15 protein-coding genes are annotated in these 20,350 nt (G+C 63.2%); 8 read left to right on the plus strand and 7 right to left on the minus strand.

From position 1 onward, the window contains the following. Nucleotides 1–226 precede the first annotated feature (226 nt). From UC34_RS02990 to purU, 3 genes are all read left to right on the plus strand, one after another. The gene (locus tag UC34_RS02990; RefSeq protein WP_044453848.1) at nucleotides 227–2,716 is read left to right on the plus strand and encodes a GcvT family protein; all 2,490 of its coding nucleotides are present in this window, start codon (nucleotides 227–229) and stop codon (nucleotides 2,714–2,716) included. A 195-nt stretch (nucleotides 2,717–2,911) separates the two neighbouring features. Continuing rightward, entirely contained in the window at nucleotides 2,912–3,763 is an 852-nt protein-coding gene (locus tag UC34_RS02995) for an NUDIX hydrolase (protein WP_044453850.1), read from the plus strand. Nucleotides 3,764–3,896: 133 nt separating this feature from the next. Further along, entirely contained in the window at nucleotides 3,897–4,769 is an 873-nt protein-coding gene (gene purU, locus UC34_RS03000) for a formyltetrahydrofolate deformylase (RefSeq protein ID WP_044453852.1), read from the plus strand. A gap of 103 nt (nucleotides 4,770–4,872) precedes the next feature. On the opposite strand, the gene UC34_RS03005 is transcribed toward purU, so the two are convergent. The 6 genes from UC34_RS03005 to UC34_RS03030 all read right to left on the minus strand — a co-directional run bounded on the left by UC34_RS03005 (nucleotide 4,873) and on the right by UC34_RS03030 (nucleotide 12,417). Continuing rightward, nucleotides 4,873–6,243: an MFS transporter gene (locus UC34_RS03005; RefSeq protein ID WP_044453854.1), complete on the minus strand. Its 1,371-nt coding sequence runs from the start codon at nucleotides 6,241–6,243 to the stop codon at nucleotides 4,873–4,875. A 222-nt stretch (nucleotides 6,244–6,465) separates the two neighbouring features. Continuing rightward, the gene (locus UC34_RS03010; protein WP_084070328.1) at nucleotides 6,466–6,993 is read right to left on the minus strand and encodes a DUF488 domain-containing protein; all 528 of its coding nucleotides are present in this window, start codon (nucleotides 6,991–6,993) and stop codon (nucleotides 6,466–6,468) included. 139 nt (nucleotides 6,994–7,132) lie between these two features. After that, entirely contained in the window at nucleotides 7,133–8,266 is a 1,134-nt protein-coding gene (locus tag UC34_RS03015) for a 2-aminoethylphosphonate--pyruvate transaminase (RefSeq protein WP_044453856.1), read from the minus strand. 88 nt (nucleotides 8,267–8,354) lie between these two features. After that, nucleotides 8,355–10,157, minus strand: a complete 1,803-nt coding sequence (locus UC34_RS03020; protein WP_084070329.1) for a putative 2-aminoethylphosphonate ABC transporter permease subunit — start codon at nucleotides 10,155–10,157, stop codon at nucleotides 8,355–8,357. 5 nt (nucleotides 10,158–10,162) lie between these two features. After that, nucleotides 10,163–11,257, minus strand: a complete 1,095-nt coding sequence (locus UC34_RS03025; RefSeq protein ID WP_044453858.1) for a putative 2-aminoethylphosphonate ABC transporter ATP-binding protein — start codon at nucleotides 11,255–11,257, stop codon at nucleotides 10,163–10,165. A 119-nt stretch (nucleotides 11,258–11,376) separates the two neighbouring features. Continuing rightward, nucleotides 11,377–12,417 (minus strand): putative 2-aminoethylphosphonate ABC transporter substrate-binding protein, encoded by a 1,041-nt coding sequence (locus tag UC34_RS03030; RefSeq protein WP_044453860.1) that lies wholly within the window; start codon nucleotides 12,415–12,417, stop codon nucleotides 11,377–11,379. A gap of 398 nt (nucleotides 12,418–12,815) precedes the next feature. Between UC34_RS03030 and UC34_RS03035 the strand changes: the two genes are divergently transcribed. The 5 genes from UC34_RS03035 to UC34_RS03055 all read left to right on the plus strand — a co-directional run bounded on the left by UC34_RS03035 (nucleotide 12,816) and on the right by UC34_RS03055 (nucleotide 19,107). Continuing rightward, nucleotides 12,816–13,532: a phosphonate utilization associated transcriptional regulator gene (locus UC34_RS03035; protein ID WP_044453862.1), complete on the plus strand. Its 717-nt coding sequence runs from the start codon at nucleotides 12,816–12,818 to the stop codon at nucleotides 13,530–13,532. Nucleotides 13,533–13,635: 103 nt separating this feature from the next. Beyond that, entirely contained in the window at nucleotides 13,636–14,889 is a 1,254-nt protein-coding gene (gene phnA / locus UC34_RS03040) for a phosphonoacetate hydrolase (RefSeq protein WP_044453864.1), read from the plus strand. A gap of 101 nt (nucleotides 14,890–14,990) precedes the next feature. Continuing rightward, nucleotides 14,991–16,445: a phosphonoacetaldehyde dehydrogenase gene (gene phnY, locus UC34_RS03045; RefSeq protein WP_044453866.1), complete on the plus strand. Its 1,455-nt coding sequence runs from the start codon at nucleotides 14,991–14,993 to the stop codon at nucleotides 16,443–16,445. Nucleotides 16,446–16,781: 336 nt separating this feature from the next. Next, the gene (locus UC34_RS03050; protein WP_072617430.1) at nucleotides 16,782–18,599 is read left to right on the plus strand and encodes a Na/Pi cotransporter family protein; all 1,818 of its coding nucleotides are present in this window, start codon (nucleotides 16,782–16,784) and stop codon (nucleotides 18,597–18,599) included. Next, complete coding sequence (locus UC34_RS03055; RefSeq protein ID WP_044457678.1) at nucleotides 18,559–19,107, plus strand: phosphonate degradation HD-domain oxygenase; 549 nt, start codon at nucleotides 18,559–18,561, stop codon at nucleotides 19,105–19,107. Before UC34_RS03050 ends, UC34_RS03055 begins: the two co-directional genes overlap by 41 nt. 140 nt (nucleotides 19,108–19,247) lie before the next feature. On the opposite strand, the gene UC34_RS03060 is transcribed toward UC34_RS03055, so the two are convergent. Then, complete coding sequence (locus UC34_RS03060; RefSeq protein ID WP_044453868.1) at nucleotides 19,248–20,240, minus strand: hypothetical protein; 993 nt, start codon at nucleotides 20,238–20,240, stop codon at nucleotides 19,248–19,250. Nucleotides 20,241–20,350 lie beyond the last annotated feature (110 nt).

Raw genomic sequence — 20,350 nt, forward strand, 5'->3', positions numbered from 1 at the left:
ATTTTTGCGCAAGTCAGGGCGAAACGCAAGTTGCGGCGGGCCATAAACGACGGCGCCATCCGAGGGAGCATGGCTAACGGCTCCGTCATCGATGCAGCGATGGATGTTGCGATATGTGTTGTAATGTTGCAAATTATTGCAATGACGACGAAATTTGCGTAGTCTCGCCTCATCGCCTACGACAATTGCCCGGCATTGACCGGTGCGAGCCTTCCGGAGTCAGTCCATGCCTTCAGTCCTGCCCACTCATGCCCGCGTCGTCATTGTCGGCGGCGGTATCGTCGGGTGTTCCGTCGCCTATCACCTCGCCAAACTTGGCTGGTCCGATGTCGTCCTGCTGGAGCAAGGGCAGTTATCCTGCGGCACGACCTGGCATGCGGCGGGGCTCGTCGGGCAGTTGCGTTCGCAGGAGAGCATGACGAAGCTCATCCGGTATTCCACGAAGCTCTACAGCGAACTGGAGGCGGAGACCGGCTTGGGCACGGGATGGAAGCAATGCGGCTCGCTCTCGGTCGCGCGCACCGGCGAGCGCATGACGCAGCTCAAGCGCACGGCGGCGGTCGCGCGCGCCTACGGCGTGCAGTGCGATGTGATCTCGCCGCGCGAAGCCGGCGAACTGTGGCCAGTGATGCGCACCGACGATCTCGTGGGCGCCGTGTGGCTGCCGGGCGACGGCAAGGCAAATCCGACGGATCTGACGCAAGCGCTGGCGCGCGGGGCGCGCAGCCGCGGCGTGCGTATCGCGGAGAACACGCGCATCACGCAGATTCATACGGCGTCGCCGAATGGCATTCCGACGGCGACCGGCGTGTCGTGGCGCAACAAGGACGGTGAGCACGGGCGCATCGATGCCGAGATCGTCGTCAACTGCGCGGGGCAATGGGCCAAGGCCGTGGGCCGCATGTGCGGCGTGACCGTGCCGCTTCACTCGGCCGAGCACTATTACATCGTGACGGAGCGTGTGCCGGGCGTGCACGCCGACTTGCCGGTCATGCGCGACCCGGACGGCTATATCTATTTCAAGGAAGAGGTCGGCGGTCTGGTGATGGGCGGGTTCGAGCCGAACGCCAAACCGTGGGGCATGAACGGCATTCCCGAGCATTTCGAATTTCAGTTGTTGCCCGACGACTGGGACCAGTTCGAGATCCTCATGGAGAACGCGCTGATTCGCGTGCCGGCCCTTGAGACTGCCCAGATCCGGCAGTTCTACAACGGGCCGGAGTCGTTCACGCCGGACAACAACTTCATTCTCGGCGAGGCGCCCGAGCTGCGAAATTTCTATGTCGGCGCGGGCTTCAATTCCATGGGCATCGCGTCGGCGGGGGGCGCGGGCATGGCACTGGCCGAGTGGATCGTCGCGGGCGAGCCGACGATGGATCTCTGGCCTGTGGACATCCGGCGCTTTGCGGGCTTCAACGGCAACGACACGTGGCTGCACGATCGCGTGAAGGAGACGCTCGGCCTGCACTACGCCATGCCGTGGCCGAATCGCGAACTGGACACCGCACGGCCATTCCGTCGTTCCCCGCTGTACTCGACGTTGCTCGCAAAAGGGGCCTGTTTCGGCAGCAAGATGGGATGGGAGCGGCCCAACTTCTTTGCGCCGTCGCCGCAGGACGCGAAGATCGAGTACAGCTTCGGTCAGCAGAACTGGCATGCGTGGAGCGGGGCAGAACACCGCGCATGTCGCGAAGCCGTGGCGCTTTTCGACATGAGTTCGTTCTCGAAGCTGCTGATCAAGGGCCGCGACGCCGAGCGGGTCTTGCAGACGTTATGCAGCAACGATGTCGCCGTTGCGCCGGGGCGCACCGTCTACACGGCGATGCTCAACGAGCGCGGCGGCTACGAATCGGACTTCACGCTCACACGCATCGCCCCCGATCAATACCTGATGGTGACCGGGTCGGCGCAGACGACGCGCGACATGGATTATCTGGAGCGGCGCATCGCCGGGATGCCTGACGATCCACGCTGTACGGTAGTCGACGTCACGGGGCAATACGCGGTACTGGCGCTGATGGGACCGAATTCCCGGGCACTGTTGCAGCAGGTGTCGAAGGCCGACTTCTCCAACGAGGCATTCCCGTTCGGCACGAGCCGTGAGATCGACCTCGGCTACGCGACGGTGCGAGCCACGCGTCTGACCTACGTCGGCGAACTCGGCTGGGAGTTGTACGTTCCCGTGGAATTCGCGGTGGGTGTCTACGAATTGCTGCATGCTGCAGGCGGCGTCTTCGGTCTGAAGGACGCTGGCTACTACGCGATCGACTCGTTGCGCATCGAAAAGGGCTATCGCGCGTGGGGCCGGGAGCTGACACCCGACACGAATCCGGTCGAGGCGGGGCTGACCTTCGCTTGCAAGCTCGCGAGCGGCATGGCCTTTACGGGGCGCACGGCCGTCGAACTCGCCAAATCGAAAGGCACGCGCCGCCGACTGGTGAGTGTGGCGCTCGACGGGGCGGGCGACCGGATGCTGTGGGGCGGCGAGGCGGTCCTGCGTGACGGGCAGCCCGTCGGATTCATCACCTCGGCGGCGTTCGGTCACACGATCGGTGCGCCGATTGGCCTCGCGTACCTGACGAATCCCGACGGGCCGGTGTCTGCCGACTATGTCGAATCGGGGCGCTATCAGGTCGATCTCGCAGGCGAATGGCTGGATGCCCGTGTGCAACTGCGGGCGCTGTACGACCCGAGGGGCGAGCGCGTGAAAGGTTGACCGTGGGGATGACGGGGGGAAGGCCGACGCGCGGTGTCTCGCAGCGCGCCCGGGCATGGGCGCGCACGAGGCGGCATGCGCGTTGCGCCGGGCAACGGACCCCTGCCACGGGCGAACTTGCCGCCGCTTCTGTAAAATGCCGCTTTTGCCTCGTTTTCGCGCGCCAACGTCTGGCGTGCGTCCGGTCTCCGACGTATGTCTTTTGCTTGTATTGCGGCGGCGCGCCGCTTCGACGACAGAGCGCATCTGCCGCTCGTGATCGGCTCGCAGCGTTATGGATGGATTCGCCGTAGCGATGTCGAGTCGCTGTGCCGCTGGCCCGACGTGTTCGAGATCAGTTCGCTCGCCGTACGCATTCATCCGCGTCACGACACGTGTGAAGCGCGCACCATGGCGCTGGCGCCCGTCATTTCGACATTGGCCGCGGAAGGACGCATCACGGGCTGGCGCAACGAGCGCTACGCCATTCGCCAGCGGCTTTACGACACGCCGCTCGCGTGGATCGAACGCGCCGCCTCCCGCTTTTTCGGCACGCGCACCTTCGCGGTCCATGTGAACGCCTACGTGAGCGCGCGATTCGTCGGCGAAGCGCCGAAGCTGTGGATCGCGCGGCGCAGCGTGCTCAAGGCGACCGATCCCGGTTGCCTCGACAATGCGGCGGCGGGCGGCATTGGCAACGGTATCGGCGTGGGCGATACGCTCGTCAAGGAGTGCTGGGAAGAAGCGGGCATTCCGGCGTATCTGGCGAACGAAGCGCGCCCGGGCCGTACGCTGCACATCCTCGCGGAAATTCCCGAGGGGGTGCAGTCGGAGCAGATTTTCGTCTACGATCTCGCGCTGCCGCGCGGCTTCGTGCCCGGGAACCAGGACGGCGAGGCGAGCGCGCATTGGCTGTGCTCGGCCGGGAACGTACGCGAGGTGATCGCACGCGGGAAGATGACCGTCGATGCGAGCCTCGCAAGTCTCGATTTTCTGCTGCGCGAAGGCGCGATTCGCGTGAAGGACTGCGCGGGGATCGAGGCGTTGTTCAAGCCGGCGGACGAGTAAGCCTGACGTCCGGCCACGGCGGCATGTCGCGCGCGCATCGAGCGCGTTGTGCGCTGCGTCGATGTCCGGATAACGACCAAATTCAAGAATTTCCACACTGCAACGACATTGCAAGCCTTGCCCAGGAGCAATCATGGCACCGATCGAAAATAGCTACATTCTGAAGTTGTCCTGCCCGGACCGTCCCGGCATCGTCCACACGGTGGCCGGTTTCCTGGTCGAGCGCGGCGGCAACATTCTCGACTCGGCCCAGTTCAACGATCGCTTCACCGGCGGCTTTTTCATGCGCGTGCATTTCCAGCAGTTGCCGGGGCAAACCGATCTAGCGACGTTGCAGCGCGAGTTCGCGCCGCTGGCCGAGCAGTTCGAGATGCAGTGGGAACTGGTCGACGCCTCGATCAAGCCGCGCGTCATGCTCATGGTCTCGAAGATCGGCCATTGTCTGAACGATCTGCTGTTCCGCTACAAGACCGGACAGCTCAACATCGAAATTCCGGTGATCGTCTCGAACCACAAGGATTTCTATCAACTGGCGGCGAGCTACAACATTCCGTTCCACCACTTGCCGCTCATGAACGCGACGCCGGAGTCGAAGGCGGCGCAGGAAGCCAAGGTGCTGGAACTGGTGCAGGACAACCACATCGATCTCGTGGTGCTGGCCCGTTACATGCAGGTGCTATCCAGCGATCTGTGCAAGAAGCTCGAAGGCCGTGCGATCAACATCCACCATTCGTTCCTGCCGAGCTTCAAGGGGGCGAAACCGTACTATCAGGCATTCGATCGCGGCGTGAAACTGATCGGGGCGACGGCGCACTACGTGACGTCGGATCTCGACGAGGGCCCGATCATCGAACAGGAAGTCGAGCGCGTGGACCATACGATGGATCCGGAACAGCTCACCGCGATCGGTCGCGACGTGGAGTGCGTGGCGCTCGCGCGCGCGGTGCGCTTCCACGCGGAGCACCGTATTCTGCTCAACGGCCACAAGACGGTGATTTTCCGCTGATGACGGTCGTGGGCGATTGCGGCGATTGCGGTGATTGCGGCGATTGCTACGACTGCGATTGCTGCGATTGCTGCGATTGCTGCGGGTGAGGCGGGCGTGAGGTTCATGTCCGCTGCGCCAACTCGCTGCCCGCATCGCGCGACAGACGTGCGATCGAGATCGTCGAGCTCACGGCAATCAGCCCCACCACGAGGAACGCCCACGGGAAGTCCACAGCCGTGACGTGATCGCGTCCGTGCCACCAGGACGACGCCTGCAACACCGCCGCACCGATCGTGATGCCGAGCGTGAGCGACACCTGCTGTGCGACGCTCGCCAGGCTGGTCGCCTGACTCATGCGATGGGCCGGCACGTCGGCATACGAGATCGCATTGAGGCTCGTAAATTGCAGCGATCGGAAGCAGCCGCCGAACAGCAGCGTGCCGAGAATGACCAGATGCGAGGTCTGCTCGGTGAACAGTCCATACCCCCCAATCGTTGCCGCGGCGATCAGTGCGTTCGTCATCAACACGCGACGAAACCCCCAGCGCTTCAGAATCCGCAGCGAGAGCGTTTTCATAAACATGGCGCCTGCGGCCGAGATGAACGTCAGCGCACCGGACTCCAGCGGTGTCATGCCAAAGCCGAGTTGCAGCATCAGCGGCAGGAGAAACGGCGTCGCGCCAACCCCGATACGAAACAACGTGCCGCCCCCGACACCGGCGCGGAACGTGGGGATCCGGAAAAGATCGAGGCGCAGCAACGGATGCGCGAGCCCCTTCGCATGGCGCAGGTACGCGACGAGCAAGGCTGCGCCGATGGCGACCAGGCCGAGCGCGAGCGGCGTCGGAATCAGGTGACGGCCGATGGTCGACAACCCGAGCATCAGAATCGACAGGCCGAAGCCCGACAGCAGGAAGCCCTTGATGTCCAGCGGCGGCACGTTCTCTTCATAGAGATCGGGAATGAACTTCGTGGCGAGCACGAAGCCGAGCACCCCGATGGGAATGTTGATGAAGAAGATCCAGCGCCAGTGCCAGTACGTGGTGATGAAACCACCGAGCGGCGGGCCGAGCACCGGGCCCACCAGCGCAGGGATGGTGAGGTAGTTGAGCGCACGCACCATGTCGCGCTTCTCGACGGACTTGAGCAGGGCGAGCCGCCCGACCGGGACCATCATGGCGCCGCCGACACCTTGCACGAAGCGCGCAACCACCAGTTCGGGCAGGGTCGTCGAGATGCCGCAGCAAATGGAGCCGAGGACGAATACGCCGATGGCGGTGCGAAAGACGTTGCGCGTGCCGAAGCGATCGGCAATCCACCCGCTCACGGGAATGAAAACCGCGAGGCTGATGAGATAGGTCGTGAGGGCAAGCTTGAGCGTGATCGGACTCTCGCCGAGATCCTGTGCGATCAGCGGCAAGGAGGTGGACAACACGGTGGAATCCATGTTCTCCATGAACAGCGCGCAGGCAACGATCAGTGGAACGAGCATGAGGCAAGGATGCTGCCGTGCGGGCAACGAAAGTCGGCAAATCAGTGGGCAAGCGTGAGCTCGGCGCTCGCTCACGCGTTATAGCAAACTTTGAGACGTCCTGTCTCGGTCGCTCGCGAAGCCAGCATTCATGCGCTTGCGCGACGGTATCGCTTCGACAACCGTCGTTTTGAGAGGCGGAATACCGTCTCATGTCTCAATACGCGAGACATCCTCGCGCCACTACCGGCGCGATGCCAGGAAGTCGCGCAGCACATGCAAGTGCGTGTGCGCCTCGTCGTCTTCGAGCCGATGCGCGGCGGTGAGCAAGGTCACCGTGCCTTCGCTTACGCGCGTGCGTAGTTCTTGCAACATCGCGTTGTGATCGGCGTCGAGCACAGCAAGTTCGGCGAGAAAGCGATGGCGAAACTCGTCGAACTGCTCGGGATGCTCGTGAAACCACTTTCTCAACATGGTGCTCGGTGTCGCGTCTTTCGCCCAGAAGTCGATATGCGCTTTGACTTTGGCCAGACCGCGTGGCCACAGGCGGTCGGCGAGCACCCGCTGACCGTCCGCAGGATCGGGGGCATCGTAGGCCCGTTTGAAGCGGATGTCGAAGTGCTGGCGGTCAGGCTTTCCCGCCGGGTGATCGGCGTGCGCAGGCGTTGCCGGCCTTGCCGAGCGTGCCAACCGTGTGGACGTCGCAGGCTTGTCAGTCGCAGCGGCTTTGGCTTTTGCCGATGTGATAGCGGTGGCTTTCGATGATGGCATGGGGGGACAACCTCCGGAGGGACAGCGCGCGATGGCGCAGTACCCGAAAGCTTACCGGAGGTGGCCGTAGCCGGCATCGAAAACCGCGCCGCGACAACTCGCCAACGACGCGATATCCGATGCGACGTCAACGCACCGACTAAGCCGCGCGCGTTAGCGGCGCAACCTGACGAATGCCCAGCGACGCCAGCGACTGCGAGATTGCGGTGACGACATTGCGCATCTCGTTGTCGTCGATGGCGCCGATGCAGCCCACACGGAATGTCTCGATTTGCGTGAGCTTGCCCGGATAGAGGATGTAACCGCGCTCGCGCACGGCGGCGTAGAACGCCTTGAAGTCGTACTTGCTGTCGGCCGGGGCGTGGAACGTCACGATGACGGGCGCCTGCACCTCCGGCGCGAGAAACGCGCGAAAGCCCAGCGAGGCCATGCCGTCGACCAGCGTCCGGCAGTTTTTACGGTAACGCTCGCCGCGCACCGGCTGGCCGCCTTCAGCCAGAAACTGATCGACGGCGGCACGCAACGCTGCGACCACGTGTGTCGGCGGGGTGAAGCGCCACTGCGTGGTCTTTTGCATGTACACATACTGATCGTGGAGGTCCATCGCCAGCGAGTGGCTGTTGCCGCTGCTCGCTTCGAGCACGGTTCGTTTCGCGATGACGAACCCCATGCCCGGCACGCCTTCCAGGCACTTGCCGCTTGCCGCGATGAGCGCGTCGAACGGCATCGAGCGAACATCGATCTCCACGGCGCCGAACGAGCTCATCGCGTCGACGATGAGTCCCTTGCCGTGCTTCTGGCACACACGTGCGATCTCCGCGAGCGGATTGAGCACGCCGGCGCCGGTCTCCAGATGCACCTGCGCCACATGCGTAATCGACGGGTCGCGCGTGAGCGCATCGTCGATGGCGGCGGCGCTGGCGGCCTGATCTTCGGGGACGGGCAGCGCAACGGCGTCGCGTCCCAGATAGCGGCAGATCTTCAGAATGCGCTGGCAGTAGGCGCCGTTGTCCGGCACGAGAATGCGGGCGTTGCGCGGCGTCAGCGTGCCGATGGCGGCCTCGACCGAGAATGTGCCCGAGCCTTGCAGCGGCACGCAGACATAGTCATTGCCGCCATGCACGATCTCCACGAGATCGCGGCACAACGACGCCGTGATCGTGTTGAACTGGGCATCCCACGATCCCCAGTCGCGCAGCATGGCCTGTCGGGTGGCCGGCGACGTGGTGAGCGGGCCGGGGGTAAGCAGAATCGGTTCCTGACCGAGAATCATGACCGCCTCCTATCAAGCGGGGGATGAAACGATTGAGCAACTGGATGAACGAATGTGACCCATTGCGGCTACCTCGATATCGACGTCATCACCGAACCTGGCGCGCCGTCATGCCCGACGGGCGCCGCCACGCCTGCGTGTAGCGTTCCACGACGATCTGCATCCCGTGATAAAGCAGGCATACCAGCATCGATGTGAGCACCACGAGCGTGGCCATTGCCGCCGCCGGTCCGATCGAGCCGGTTTCGTCCATGTTCACGATGGCGACGGACGCGAGCGACGTATCGGCCGAATAAAGAAACACGACAGCCGAGACGGTCGTCATGGCGTTGACGAACAGGTACCGGCTGATGTCGATGATCGAGGGCAGGCAGATGGGCGCGGAGACACGCCAGAAGGTCCGATAGAACGGCACCTTGAGCGAGGCCGACACATATTCGAATTCCGGATCGATCTGCTTGAGCGCGGTGAGCGCCGTGAGGTGGCTCGACGAGTAGTAATGCACGACGTTCACGATCACGAGAATGGCGAGCGTGCCGTACAGGCTGTGCAGCGGGTTGGCCTCGGAGACGAAAAAGAAGATATAGCCGAGACCGAGCACCAGCCCCGGCACGCCCATCGGCAACACGGCCATCATGCGAATGAAGCCGCGCAGCCATGCCATGCCGCGCGTCTTTTCCAGCAGATAGGCGATGACGAAGATCGCCGCCGTCCCCCAGAGCGCGCACCAGAACGCCATCTCTACACTATTGAGATACGAGTCCACCGCACCGCTTTCGATGAGGCCGAAACGGTAATGCCCCAGCGACAGACTGAAGTTGTACGGCCAGAATTTCACGAACGACGCGTACACCGCCATGCCCAGAATCGCGAGCATGATCGCGGCCATCGCCCAGCACATCGCCGCCATCAGCCAGTCGAAGGCGCGCGACGGCTTCGGTGCGTAAGGCACGGCGCGTGCAGAGAGCAACGCCTGCTGCTTGCGCTGCACGATAGAGTCGACGAGATACGTGATCCCGACCGGCACCAGCAGCACCAGGCCGACGACCGCCCCCTTCGAGAAGTCCTGCTGACCGATCACGAGCTTGTAGATATCGGTGGCAAGCACGTTGAAGTCGCCGCCGATGACCTTCGGAATGCCGAAATCCGAAATCGCATAAGTGAAGACGATCATCGCCGCGCTGATGACGCCATACTTCGCGCCCGGCAGCGTGATGGTGAAGAAGCGTCGCCACGCGGGCGTGCCGAGCGCGTCCGCCGCTTCGTAGAGCCGCGCGTCGGTGAGCGAGAGCGCCGTAATCAGGATCATCAGCGCGTGCGGGAAGGTGGCGTTCACGAGCGACATTACGATGCCGAGCGGGCCGTAGATGTCCACGTCGCCCATGAACGGCCGAAGCAGTCCCTGATTGCCGAACCAGAAGATGAACGAGATGGCGGGCAGCAGCGTAGGGCCGAGAATCGGAATCAGCGCGATGTTGCGCAGCAGTGTCTTGTGGCGGATGCAACTACGTGTGAGCGCATACGCGAAGAGAAACGCGAGCGGCACCGTAATGCATGTCGTCGCCATTGAAATCCATACGCTGTTCCAGATCGAACCCAACAGGGCAGGCGAGTGAAAGTAATCGCGGAAATGGCGCAGGCCGACGAAGTGGCCCTCGTTGTCCTGCACGCTCTTGATGAGAATCGCCGCCATCGGGGCAAGCAGGAACAGCACGCCGGCGGCCGCGGCGATGAGCAGCAGGCCCTGTGCGAGACGATCCGTCCAGTGCGAAGCCAGCCGCGTCGGGCGCACGGCAGCGGGCGGCGGGCGATCGGCCGCCGTTGTCGGCGGTTGACCGGCTTGCGGTTGCGTACGCTGCGCACTGTCGAGTGTCGTGGATACGGAACTCATCGTGGCTACCCCTGACGGAACACGCGCACGGCGGCGCTCGGCACGGCAAAGCGCAGCGCGCCGCCGGTGGCCGGTTGCAGGGCCTGCATGTCCGCAGGCGAGAGGTCGGCATACAGCGGGTGATCGCAAGCGTGCATGCGCAGCGTCACACGCGAGAACGCGCCGAGGAATTCGATCTTCTCCACGGCGCCGTCGAATACGTTCGCTTCGTCGTCGAGGTCGTCCAGATCGCGCACGCGAACGTCTTCAGGCCGGAAGAAGACCCGAATGTCCTCGCCGGCGCGACAGCCGTTGAGTGTGCCGCAGGTCAGTTCGTACTGTCCGACGCGCACGCGTCCGGCGTCGCCCAGACGCGCCGGCAGGATGTTCGTCTTGCCTACGAAGTCCGCCACGAACGGCGTGGCCGGATGCTGATAGATCTCGCCGGGCGTGCCGATCTGCTCGATCACGCCCTGATTCATGACCACGATGCGATCGGCCATGGACAGCGCTTCTTCCTGATCGTGCGTGACGAGAATCGTAGTGATGCCCAGGCGCTGCTGCAACGCGCGGATCTCGCTGCGCAATCGCACGCGCACGCGGGCGTCAAGCGCCGAGAGCGGTTCGTCGAGCAACAGCAGACCGGGCGACGTCGCCAGCGCCCGGGCAATCGCTATGCGCTGCTGCTGTCCGCCGGAGAGCTGGCCGGGGAACTTGCTCCCGGCGTCAGGCAGCCCGACCATCGCCAGCAATTCGGCCACGCGCGCGTCGCGTTCCGCGCGAGGCACACGACGGTTCGTGAGTCCGTAGGCAACGTTCTGCGCGACGCTCAGATTCGGAAACAGCGCGTACGACTGAAAGACGATGCCGTAGTCGCGCTGCATTGGCGGAAGCCGGGAGATGTCCCTCCCGTTTTGCGACAACGTGCCCTGCGTCTGCGCCTCCAGCCCGGCGATGATGCGCAGCAGCGTGGTTTTGCCGCAGCCCGACGGGCCGAGGAAGCAGAGCATTTCACCGCGCCGCACGGCGAGGTGAATGTCTTGCAGCACCACGGTGGTGTCGAACCGCTTGTGGATGCCGGCAAGTTTCAGGTAAGTGCTTTGATGCTGATCGTCGCTCATTCGGAGGACCTCCCGCTCATTGTTGCCTGGGCGTGGCATGGCGTGACATGGCGTGGCATGGCGTGGCATAGCGTAGTCGAGCGGACACCCTTCGGATGTCCGCCGGACGTCACTTCTTGTCACTTCTTCTCGGACTTCGCGCCGTAGCGCTTTTGCCACTCGGCCAGCACCGATTCCCGGCTCTTCGCGATTTCGGTGAAGTCGTTCTTCACGAGCAGATCGGGGTAGTTCGCAGGAATCGTGTCGAATTTCTTCGCCACGCCCGGATACGCCACGATGGCCCAGTCCTTGGCGTACATCTGGTTCGCTTCCTTGCTGGCGAGCCAGTCCATGTAGCGCTTGGCGGCGTCGAGCTTCTTGGTCGTCTTCACGATGCCTGCGGCTTCGATGTCGTATCCGAGACCTTCCTTCGGAAACACGAGGTCGATCGGCGCGCCGGCGTTCTTCGTGCGATGGGCATTGAATTCGAACGAGATGCCGATGGGGTACTCGCCCGCGCCCGCATCACGACACGGCTTGGAGCCCGAATGCGTGTACTTGACGATGTTCTTGTCGAGCGCGTCCATGTACTTCCAACCGCCTTCCTTGCCGAACATTTGCAGCCACGCCGTCACGTCGAGGAAGCCCGTGCCGGAGGTGGCCGGATTGGGCATCACGATCATCCCCTTGTAGACGGGCTTTGCGAGGTCTTCCCAGGAAGTGGGTTTCGGCAAATTGCGTTTGGCCGCTTCGACCGTGTTGAAGCAGACGGTGGCGCCCCATACGTCCAGCCCGACCCAGGACGGCGGATTGGCCTTGTCGCTGTACGCGCGCGTGAGCTGGTCGAAGTCCTTGGGCGTGTAAGGCGTGAGCAACCCTTCCTGCTTGATCAGCTCAAGGCTCGACGCCGCCAGCCCGGCGATGACGTCCGCCTGCGGATTGGCCTTTTCTGCGAGCACCTTCGCCGTGACAACGCCCGTGGAGTCGCGCACGTACTTGATCTCGATGTCCGGATTGGCCTTCTGGAACGCCTCGGCATACGGACGCATGACTTCGACTTCCCACGCGGTATAGACGGTCAGCGTGGTCTTGGCGAGCGCGGGAGCAGCCTGCGCGACGCAGAAGAGTCCTGTGGCCAGGACGGCGGCGGCACGCATGGCACGGCGCAAGGATGAGTTCATGGATGGCTCCTGTGGGTCGCGATCACGGTCGCGTTGTGAGTACGGTCAACGCCTTAACTGAGGCGATTTGTTGCATATTATTGGCAAATTATGTCGTTTTCTTGAAACCCCGCGATGTTGTCATCTGTTCGTCAAATACCTCCAATAGTATGGAAATCGTTGATTCAGATAGGGTTTTGTCGTTGCCGCAACCGACTCACCCCGACGGTGTTGCAAAATCTGTCTGCAATGTCGGATGTGTTTTGTTGACAATCTACAAATTGCTGTGCTTGAATGTCAACAACAAAAAAAATCACGTGATGCCACAAATTGCCACGCGATGCCGCGATGGCGATTTGCCCCCCGATGTGACGGGCGTGACGCGAAAGCGCCAGCGTCCAGAGATAAGGAAGACCGGAATGACCCCGAAGCCCACCTCGCCGAGCGCGATCGAGTTGTTGCAGAGTCAGTCGCTCACGACGCTCGTCCAGCACGAGATCGAGCGCCAGATCATGGCGGGCACGCTCACGCCCGGCACCAAGCTCAACGAGATCGAAGTCGCCGGCAGCCTCGGCGTCTCTCGCGGTCCGGTGCGCGAGGCATTCCGTGCGCTGGAGGAAGCCGGGTTGTTGCGTACTGAAAAAAATCGCGGCGTGTTCGTGCGTGTGATCGCGCTGGAAGAAGCCGAAGAGATTTACGCACTGCGCGGCGTGCTCGACGAATACGTTGCCCGCACGCTGGCGGAGTCGATTACGTCCGATCAGCTCACGCGCCTGCGCGAGTCCGTCGAAGCCATGCACCACGCGGTGGAAGCAGGGGACAGCGAGGCGTACTACCGCTTGAATCTCGTGTTCCACGACACGCTCGTGGAAATGGTCGGCAATCGCAAGTTGCTGGAGACCTACCGTCGTCTGGTCAAGGAATTGAGCCTGTTCCGTCATGACGCGCTGACCGGCGATTCGTCGGCGCCGCCGAAGTCGGAGCGCGAACACCGGGACATCGTCAGCGCCATCGCATCGCGCGACCCCGAGCGTGCGGCGCAGGTTACGCGCGAGCACCTTGTGCGTGGACGCACGCGCATTCGGGAGATGCTGACGCGCGCGCCCGGCGCCACGGTGCAGGCGAAGGCCGGCTGAGTGTTGAGGATGTTGTCTTGTTGAAAATTCGACCGTCGGCAGGGTGTCGCCACACACGCGAGAACTGCCACGGTCATCCGAGTTGCTCTTGAGGAGAACCGACGTGAATCAGCCCGCACAGATCCAGGTGAACGGCCGTCAATACCGCTTGCCACAGCAACCGACCGTCATCGTATGCGTCGACGGTTGCCAGTTCGAATACATCGAAGCCGCTGCCGCCGCAGGCGTCGCACCTTATCTGAAGCGTCTGCTGGCCGAAGGCGCCGTGTTCAAGGGCGACTGTGTCGTGCCGTCGTTCACCAACCCGAACAACCTCTCGATCGTGACCGGCGCGCCCCCCGCCGTGCACGGCATCTGCGGTAACTACTTCTTCGACCCGGACGCCGATGGCGGCCGTGGCAAGGAAGTCCTGATGAACGACCCCGCCTACCTGCGCGCCGGCACGGTGTTCGCCGCGGCGGCCGACGCAGGGGCGAGCCTCGCCGTCATCACGGCCAAGGACAAGCTGCGCAAGCTGCTCGGCTATCGCATGAAGGGCATCTGTTTCTCGTCGGAGAAGGCCGATCAGGTCACGCTTGAAGAGAACGGTATCGAAGATGTGCTCGGTCTGGTCGGCATGCCGGTGCCGGACGTCTACAGCGCCGAGCTCTCCGAGTTCGTGTTCGCGGCAGGCGTGCGGCTGCTGGAGACCCGCCACATCGACCTGATGTATCTCTCGACCACCGACTACGTTCAGCACAAGTGGGCCCCGGGCACGCAAGGCGCGAACGCCTTCTACGCCATGATGGACAAGTACCTCGCCCGTATGGACGAACTCGGCGCGGTCATCGGACTCACGGCCGATCACGGCATGAACGCCAAGCACGATCCGACAACCGGCGAGCCCAACGTCATCTACTTGCAGGATCTGCTCGACGACTGGTTCGGCAAGGGCGTGGAGGCGGGCGGCGCTCGCGTGATCCTGCCGATTACCGACCCGTACGTGGTGCACCACGGCGCCCTCGGTTCGTACGCGACCATCTATCTGCCGGCCGACGCGGATCGCGACGCCATTCGCTCGCGCCTTGCAGCGATGCCGGGCATCGAGGTCGTGCTTACCAACTCGGAAGCCTGCGCGCGCTTCGAGCTGCCCCCCGATCGCGTAGGCGACCTGGTGGTCGTGAGCCGCCAGTCGGTCGTACTGGGCACCAGTGCGAGCCGTCACGATCTGTCGGGACTGACGGTGCCGCTGCGCTCGCATGGCGGGATTTCGGAGCAGACCGTGCCGTTGCTCTTCAACCGCAAGACCGACGGCATTCCGGGCAAGGCGCGCCTGCGCAATTTCGACATTCTCGACGTGGCGCTCAACCACGTCTGATGGCTGCCCGAGCCAGATGAAATAAGCGCCGGCGTCGAGCGAATCGCATCGTTTCGACGACGTGCGGCCTCTGTCCTGTTGGAGATGCTGTGGAGAACCCCATGAACGCGCCGCACAAGTTGCATCCCGAGTTCCGCGCCGAAGCGCTTCGCATCGGTGGCGAAAAAGTGACCCGCGAACGGATCATCGAAGTGTTCAATCCGTACTCGGGCGATCTGGTCGGCACCGTGCCGAAGGCCTCGCTCGACGACGTTCGCCGCGCATTCTCGATTGCCAAGCAGTACCGCTCGACGCTCACGCGTTTCGAGCGGGCCAACATTCTGGACAAGGCGGCGGCGCTGCTGCGCGCGCGCACTGCCGAGGCTGCCGCCATCATTACGATGGAGTCCGGGCTGTGCAAGAAGGACGCCGTCTACGAAATCGGGCGAGTGGCCGACGTACTCGGCTTCGCCGCGGGCGAAGCCCTCAAGGACGACGGACAGGCGTTCTCCTGCGACCTCACGCCGCATGGCAAGAAGCGCCGGGTGGTCACGCAGCGAGAGCCGCTGCTCGGCGCAATCTCGGCCATTACCCCTTTCAATCACCCGATGAACCAGGTGGCGCACAAGGTGGCGCCGTCCATTGCGACCAACAACCGGATGGTGCTCAAGCCCTCCGAGAAGGTGCCGCTCTCGGCCTACTATCTGGCCGACACGCTCTATGAAGCCGGCCTGCCGCCGGAGATGCTGCAAGTGATCACCGGCGATCCGATGGAGATCGCCGACGAGATGATCACGAACGAGAACATCGACATGATCACGTTCACGGGCGGCGTGTCGATCGGCAAGTACATCGCGTCGAAGGCGGGTTATCGCCGCATCGTGCTGGAGCTGGGCGGCAACGATCCGCTCATCGTGATGGAAGACGCCGATCTGGATCGTGCGTCCGACCTTGCCGTCCAGGGGTCGTACAAGAACTCCGGTCAGCGTTGCACGGCGGTCAAGCGCATGCTCGTGCATCGGGACATCGCCGCGCAGTTCACCGAGCTTGTCGCCGAAAAGACCCGTTTGTGGAAGTACGGCGATCCGGCCGATGACGGAAACGATATGGGAACGGTCATCGACGAAGCGGCGGCGAGGCTGTTCGAAGCGCGCGTGAACGAAGCCGTGGCACAGGGCGCCCGGCTGCTCGTGGGCAACAAGCGTGAAGGTGCGCTGTATTCGCCCACGGTGATCGATCGCGTCGATCCGAAAATGACGGTCGTGCGCGAGGAGACATTCGGACCGGTGTCGCCCATTCTTACGTTCGGCAGCATCGACGAGGCGATCGCCATGTCCAACGGCACCGCGTTCGGATTGTCCTCGGGCGTGTGCACGAACCGGCTCGACTACGTGACGCGCTTCACTAACGAGTTGCAGGTGGGCACGGTCAACGTATGGGAAGTGCCGGGTTATCGCATCGAACTGACACCGTTCGGCGGTATCAAGGATTCCGGCCTCGGTTACAAGGAAGGGGTTCAGGAAGCGATGAAGAGCTTCACGAACACAAAAACCTTCACGCTGCCGTGGGGAATTTGAAGCCGTTATCCACAGGCGAAGGGAACAGACATGCTGCGGTTCGAATCGGCCGGGATGACCGGTGGGCGCCCTCGCAGCCGGTCTGTTTCCCTGATGCAACAGGGCTTAGCAGAATGCGCGCAAAAATTGTGACAAATTGATGACACGATTGTTGCGGTGTTCGATTTGGTGTACGGTGTACCGATTGGGGATACGCATGACGCGCAGACTTCATACGCATCCCGACGCCAGTGTAGGACTGACGCGGGATGCCGGTTTTGGCAAACCAGTGCACGCGTCATGTGGGTGGCGCGACGCGCTGCCTGTCCCGTCGACAATAAGACACGGACCACTGGCATGCTGACTCTGCTCAACCTTCTCTCCGGCGTGGCGATGCTGATCTGGGGCACACATATCGTGCGCACCGGCGTCCTTCGCGTCTACGGCGCCGATCTGCGACGGATTCTGTCGCACAGCATCTCGAATCGTTTCCTTGCCTTCGCGGCGGGCGTGCTCGTCACGGGTCTCGTGCAAAGCAGCAATGCAACGGCGCTCATCGTGTCGTCGTTCGGTGCGCAAGGGCTGATCGCGCTGGCGCCGGCGTTGTCCATCATGTTGGGCGCAGACGTTGGCACGGCGCTCATGGCGCGGATCCTGACGTTCGACCTGCACTGGCTCTCGCCGCTGCTGATCTTCTTCGGCGTCATCTTCTTCCTGTCGCGCAAGCAGACACGCGCCGGCCAACTGGGTCGCGTATCGATCGGCCTCGGTCTCATCATTCTTGCCTTGCAGCTGATCGTCGGCGCGACCACGCCGATGACGGAAGCCGCCGGCGTCAAGGTACTGTTCGGCTCGCTCACCGGCGACGTGATGCTCGATACGCTCATCGGCGCGTTGTTCGCGATGGTGTCGTATTCCAGTCTTGCGGCGGTGCTGCTCACCGCAACGCTTGCCTCGTCGGGCGTGATTTCACTCAAGGTGGCGCTGTGTCTCGTGATCGGCGCGAATCTGGGCAGCGGCATGCTGGCCATGCTGACCTCGGCCGGGCAGAACGCGGCCGGTCGTCGCGTGGTATTCGGCAGTCTGCTCTTCAAGCTGATCGGCTGCCTGATCGTGCTGCCGTTCGTCGACTACGCGCCCATGCTCGTGAATTGGCTCTCGGACGCCCCGGCGCAGGCCGTCGTGAACTTCCACGTGCTGTACAACCTGGTTCGCTGCGTGGTGTGCCTGGCCTTCACCGAGCCCATGGCGCGCCTGTGCGTGCGACTGCTCGCCGAGAAGCCGGAAACCGACGGCGTGACCCGAGCGCGTCACCTCGATGAGAGCGCGCTCGAAATGCCCTCGCTGGCGCTGGCCAATGCCACACGCGAGACGCTGCGCATGGGCGACATCATCGAGCGCATGCTCAACGGATTGCTCGACGTCATCAAGAGCAACGACGTCGCGCGCGCCCGCGAGACCCGTCGGCTGGACGACGACGTCGACCATCTCTACACCGCCGTGAAGATGTATTTGACACGCGTGTCGCGCGAGAATCTTAGCGAGCAGGACAGCCGTCGCTGGACGGACATCATTTCGCTCACGATCAATCTGGAACACGCGGGCGACATCATCGAGCGCATGGTCGTCGAAGTCGAAGAGAAAAAGATATCGCACAAGCTGTCGTTCTCCGAAGCAGGGTTGCAGGAGATTTGCGACATGCATGCACGGCTGGTGACGAATCTGCAACTCGGCCTGTCCGTGTTCCTGAACACCGACCTCAAGAGCGCACAGCGACTCATGGCGGAGAAGGAGAGCTTTCGCGATCTGGAGCGCGCATATTCGTACACGCACCTGAATCGTCTGGCGGGGCAGTCGGTGCAGAGTATCGAGACGAGTTCGCTGCATCTGGACATCATCAGCGACATGAAGCGTCTCAATTCGCTGTTCTGCTCGACCGCCTATCCGGTGCTCGACGATGCCGGCGCGCTGCGCAAGAGTCGCATGCGAGACAAACCGAAGGACGGCAAGGACACCAAGGATCTGAAGGCGCCGAAGGAAGCCAAGGCGTCGAAACTGGCGGCGCTTGCCGAAGTCGCGACGGCCGCCGCCGGCTCCGTCTCAAGTTCTCGCGACGACAACGAGAGTTCTCACGATGGCCCTGAGCCTGCCGGACATCCGCACCCTGTTCGATAAGTTCGGCTCGATCGCATACAGCGGCGAGCCTGTCACCCAACTGGAGCACGCGCTGCAAAGCGGCGCGCTCGCCGAGCGCGAGGGCGCCGATGAGGCGCTCGTCGCGGCCAGTTTCCTCCACGATCTCGGCCATCTGCTCAATCTCCAGGGCGAGACGCCCACCGAGCGCGGCATCGACGATCTGCACCAATATTTCGCATTGCCGTTCCTGAGACCGCTCTTTGACGACGCGGTCCTCGATCCCATTCGTCTGCACGTGGACGCGAAGCGGTGCCTGTGCGCGATCGACCCTGAGTACTACGGCAAGCTTTCGGTCGATTCCGTGCGCAGTCTGGCATTGCAGGGCGGGGTGTTCAGCGACGAGGAGGCGACGACGTTCCTGGCGCGCGATCACGCGCAGGCGGCGCTGCGCCTGCGTCGCTGGGACGACCGGGCAAAGGTCGCCGGCATGCAGACACCCTCGCTCGATCATTACATGAAGGTGCTGGGGCGCGTGACGATCCAGTAATGCTTGCTTGCCTGCTTGCTCGCTGCGGAAAGCAAACGAGGCCGCGCCGGGGAGATTCGGCGCGGCCTCGTCGTTTCATCGGATGCCCTTGCTGCGCGGGGCAGTCTGCAAGATCAGCAAGGTCAGCGAGGTCGGCGAGGTTATCGCGGCAGCCGGGCGCGCCAGACGGCGGGCAGCAGGCGGAGTACGGCTTTACGCGATGGCTGCCAGAACACCGAGAGCAGGAGCAGCACGCCGCCCACGACGACGGCGGTCGCCGGTAGCGATGCACTGGATGCCGTGTAGAACTCGCCGTCGCTTGCCGGGGATGTCATGAACAGGCGCAGGATCGCGCTCATCACGTAGAGCAACGACGAGAGCATGAGCGCGCGTCGATCGATGGCAAGCGAGATGGCAGTGAGCACCACGAAGACGGCGATGACCGCGCCCGGATGGTGGGGGGCGAGCATCCAGAAAATCGGATGCGTGACCATGCAGGCCGAGAGCAGATGAAGCCAGAAGGCGACGTCGGAGCGGATCGTGGTGCGTTGCGGATCCTGGGCGTCCCAGCGCAGCGCCCAGAGGAAGATCGCCAGACCTGCCGCGACGTTGCCGACGAGCAGCCACACGCCAACGTTCTCGTCGAGCAGCACGATGGCATGCGCCCACACGACGATCACGACACCGGCAAGGCCCATCGCGACGACGGCAGGCACGCGAAAGCGCCACCAGAAGAGGGCGGCGCCAAAGGCGGTGCACAGGCATGTGGCAACGAGGGTCCACGCGCTCATCGACGCGCGCACGCTTTCGCCGCCCTGGTGCAGCAGCGACGCATTGCCGAAGCCGAGCAACGCGCAGGTGCTGACGAAGCTGAACGAGAAGCACAACGCGGGCAACGCCATGCGGCGGCGTCGAACGAAAATCTCGGAGAGTCCCCAGGTCACGGCGGCCGCGACGAGCATTTGCAGCCACGACGGCAGCGCAATGGTGAGCCACACGATGCCGAAGGACAGCAGCCACGAGGCGATGACGACGAAGATATCGTTAAAGCTGGTGACGAGCCGCAACGGTTCGTCATCGACGCGTTGCTGTGTCCGGGGAGCGGGAATGTCGGACGCCGCGTGCTGCGGCGTAGGAAGATCAGGCGTCGTCATGGCTTGAAGAACGTGAATTCAGGGAGCGAAGTGTAACCGTCGGACGGATTCACGGCGCCAAAAATCCCGGATGGCTTCAAGCCACGCCCGAAAGCGGGAACATGCCCCGG

This window comes from Pandoraea vervacti (assembly GCF_000934605.2).
In the GTDB taxonomy this organism is placed as follows: Bacteria; Pseudomonadota; Gammaproteobacteria; order Burkholderiales; family Burkholderiaceae; genus Pandoraea; species Pandoraea vervacti.

Bases quoted from the DNA above. Each gene is read 5' to 3' on its own strand.
- UC34_RS03005 (WP_044453854.1), bottom strand. From the start codon at position 6,243: ATGCTCGTTCCACTGATCGTTGCCTGCGCGCTGTTCATGGAGAACATG.
- UC34_RS03035 (WP_044453862.1), top strand. From the start codon at position 12,816: ATGACCCCGAAGCCCACCTCGCCGAGCGCGATCGAGTTGTTGCAGAGT.
- UC34_RS03050 (WP_072617430.1), top strand. From the start codon at position 16,782: ATGCTGACTCTGCTCAACCTTCTCTCCGGCGTGGCGATGCTGATCTGG.
- UC34_RS03010 (WP_084070328.1), bottom strand. From the start codon at position 6,993: ATGCCATCATCGAAAGCCACCGCTATCACATCGGCAAAAGCCAAAGCC.
- UC34_RS03060 (WP_044453868.1), bottom strand. From the start codon at position 20,240: ATGACGACGCCTGATCTTCCTACGCCGCAGCACGCGGCGTCCGACATT.
- UC34_RS03055 (WP_044457678.1), top strand. From the start codon at position 18,559: ATGGCCCTGAGCCTGCCGGACATCCGCACCCTGTTCGATAAGTTCGGC.
- UC34_RS03015 (WP_044453856.1), bottom strand. From the start codon at position 8,266: ATGATTCTCGGTCAGGAACCGATTCTGCTTACCCCCGGCCCGCTCACC.
- UC34_RS02995 (WP_044453850.1), top strand. From the start codon at position 2,912: ATGTCTTTTGCTTGTATTGCGGCGGCGCGCCGCTTCGACGACAGAGCG.
- phnY (WP_044453866.1), top strand. From the start codon at position 14,991: ATGAACGCGCCGCACAAGTTGCATCCCGAGTTCCGCGCCGAAGCGCTT.
- purU (WP_044453852.1), top strand. From the start codon at position 3,897: ATGGCACCGATCGAAAATAGCTACATTCTGAAGTTGTCCTGCCCGGAC.
- UC34_RS03030 (WP_044453860.1), bottom strand. From the start codon at position 12,417: ATGAACTCATCCTTGCGCCGTGCCATGCGTGCCGCCGCCGTCCTGGCC.
- UC34_RS02990 (WP_044453848.1), top strand. From the start codon at position 227: ATGCCTTCAGTCCTGCCCACTCATGCCCGCGTCGTCATTGTCGGCGGC.
- UC34_RS03020 (WP_084070329.1), bottom strand. From the start codon at position 10,157: ATGAGTTCCGTATCCACGACACTCGACAGTGCGCAGCGTACGCAACCG.
- UC34_RS03025 (WP_044453858.1), bottom strand. From the start codon at position 11,257: ATGAGCGACGATCAGCATCAAAGCACTTACCTGAAACTTGCCGGCATC.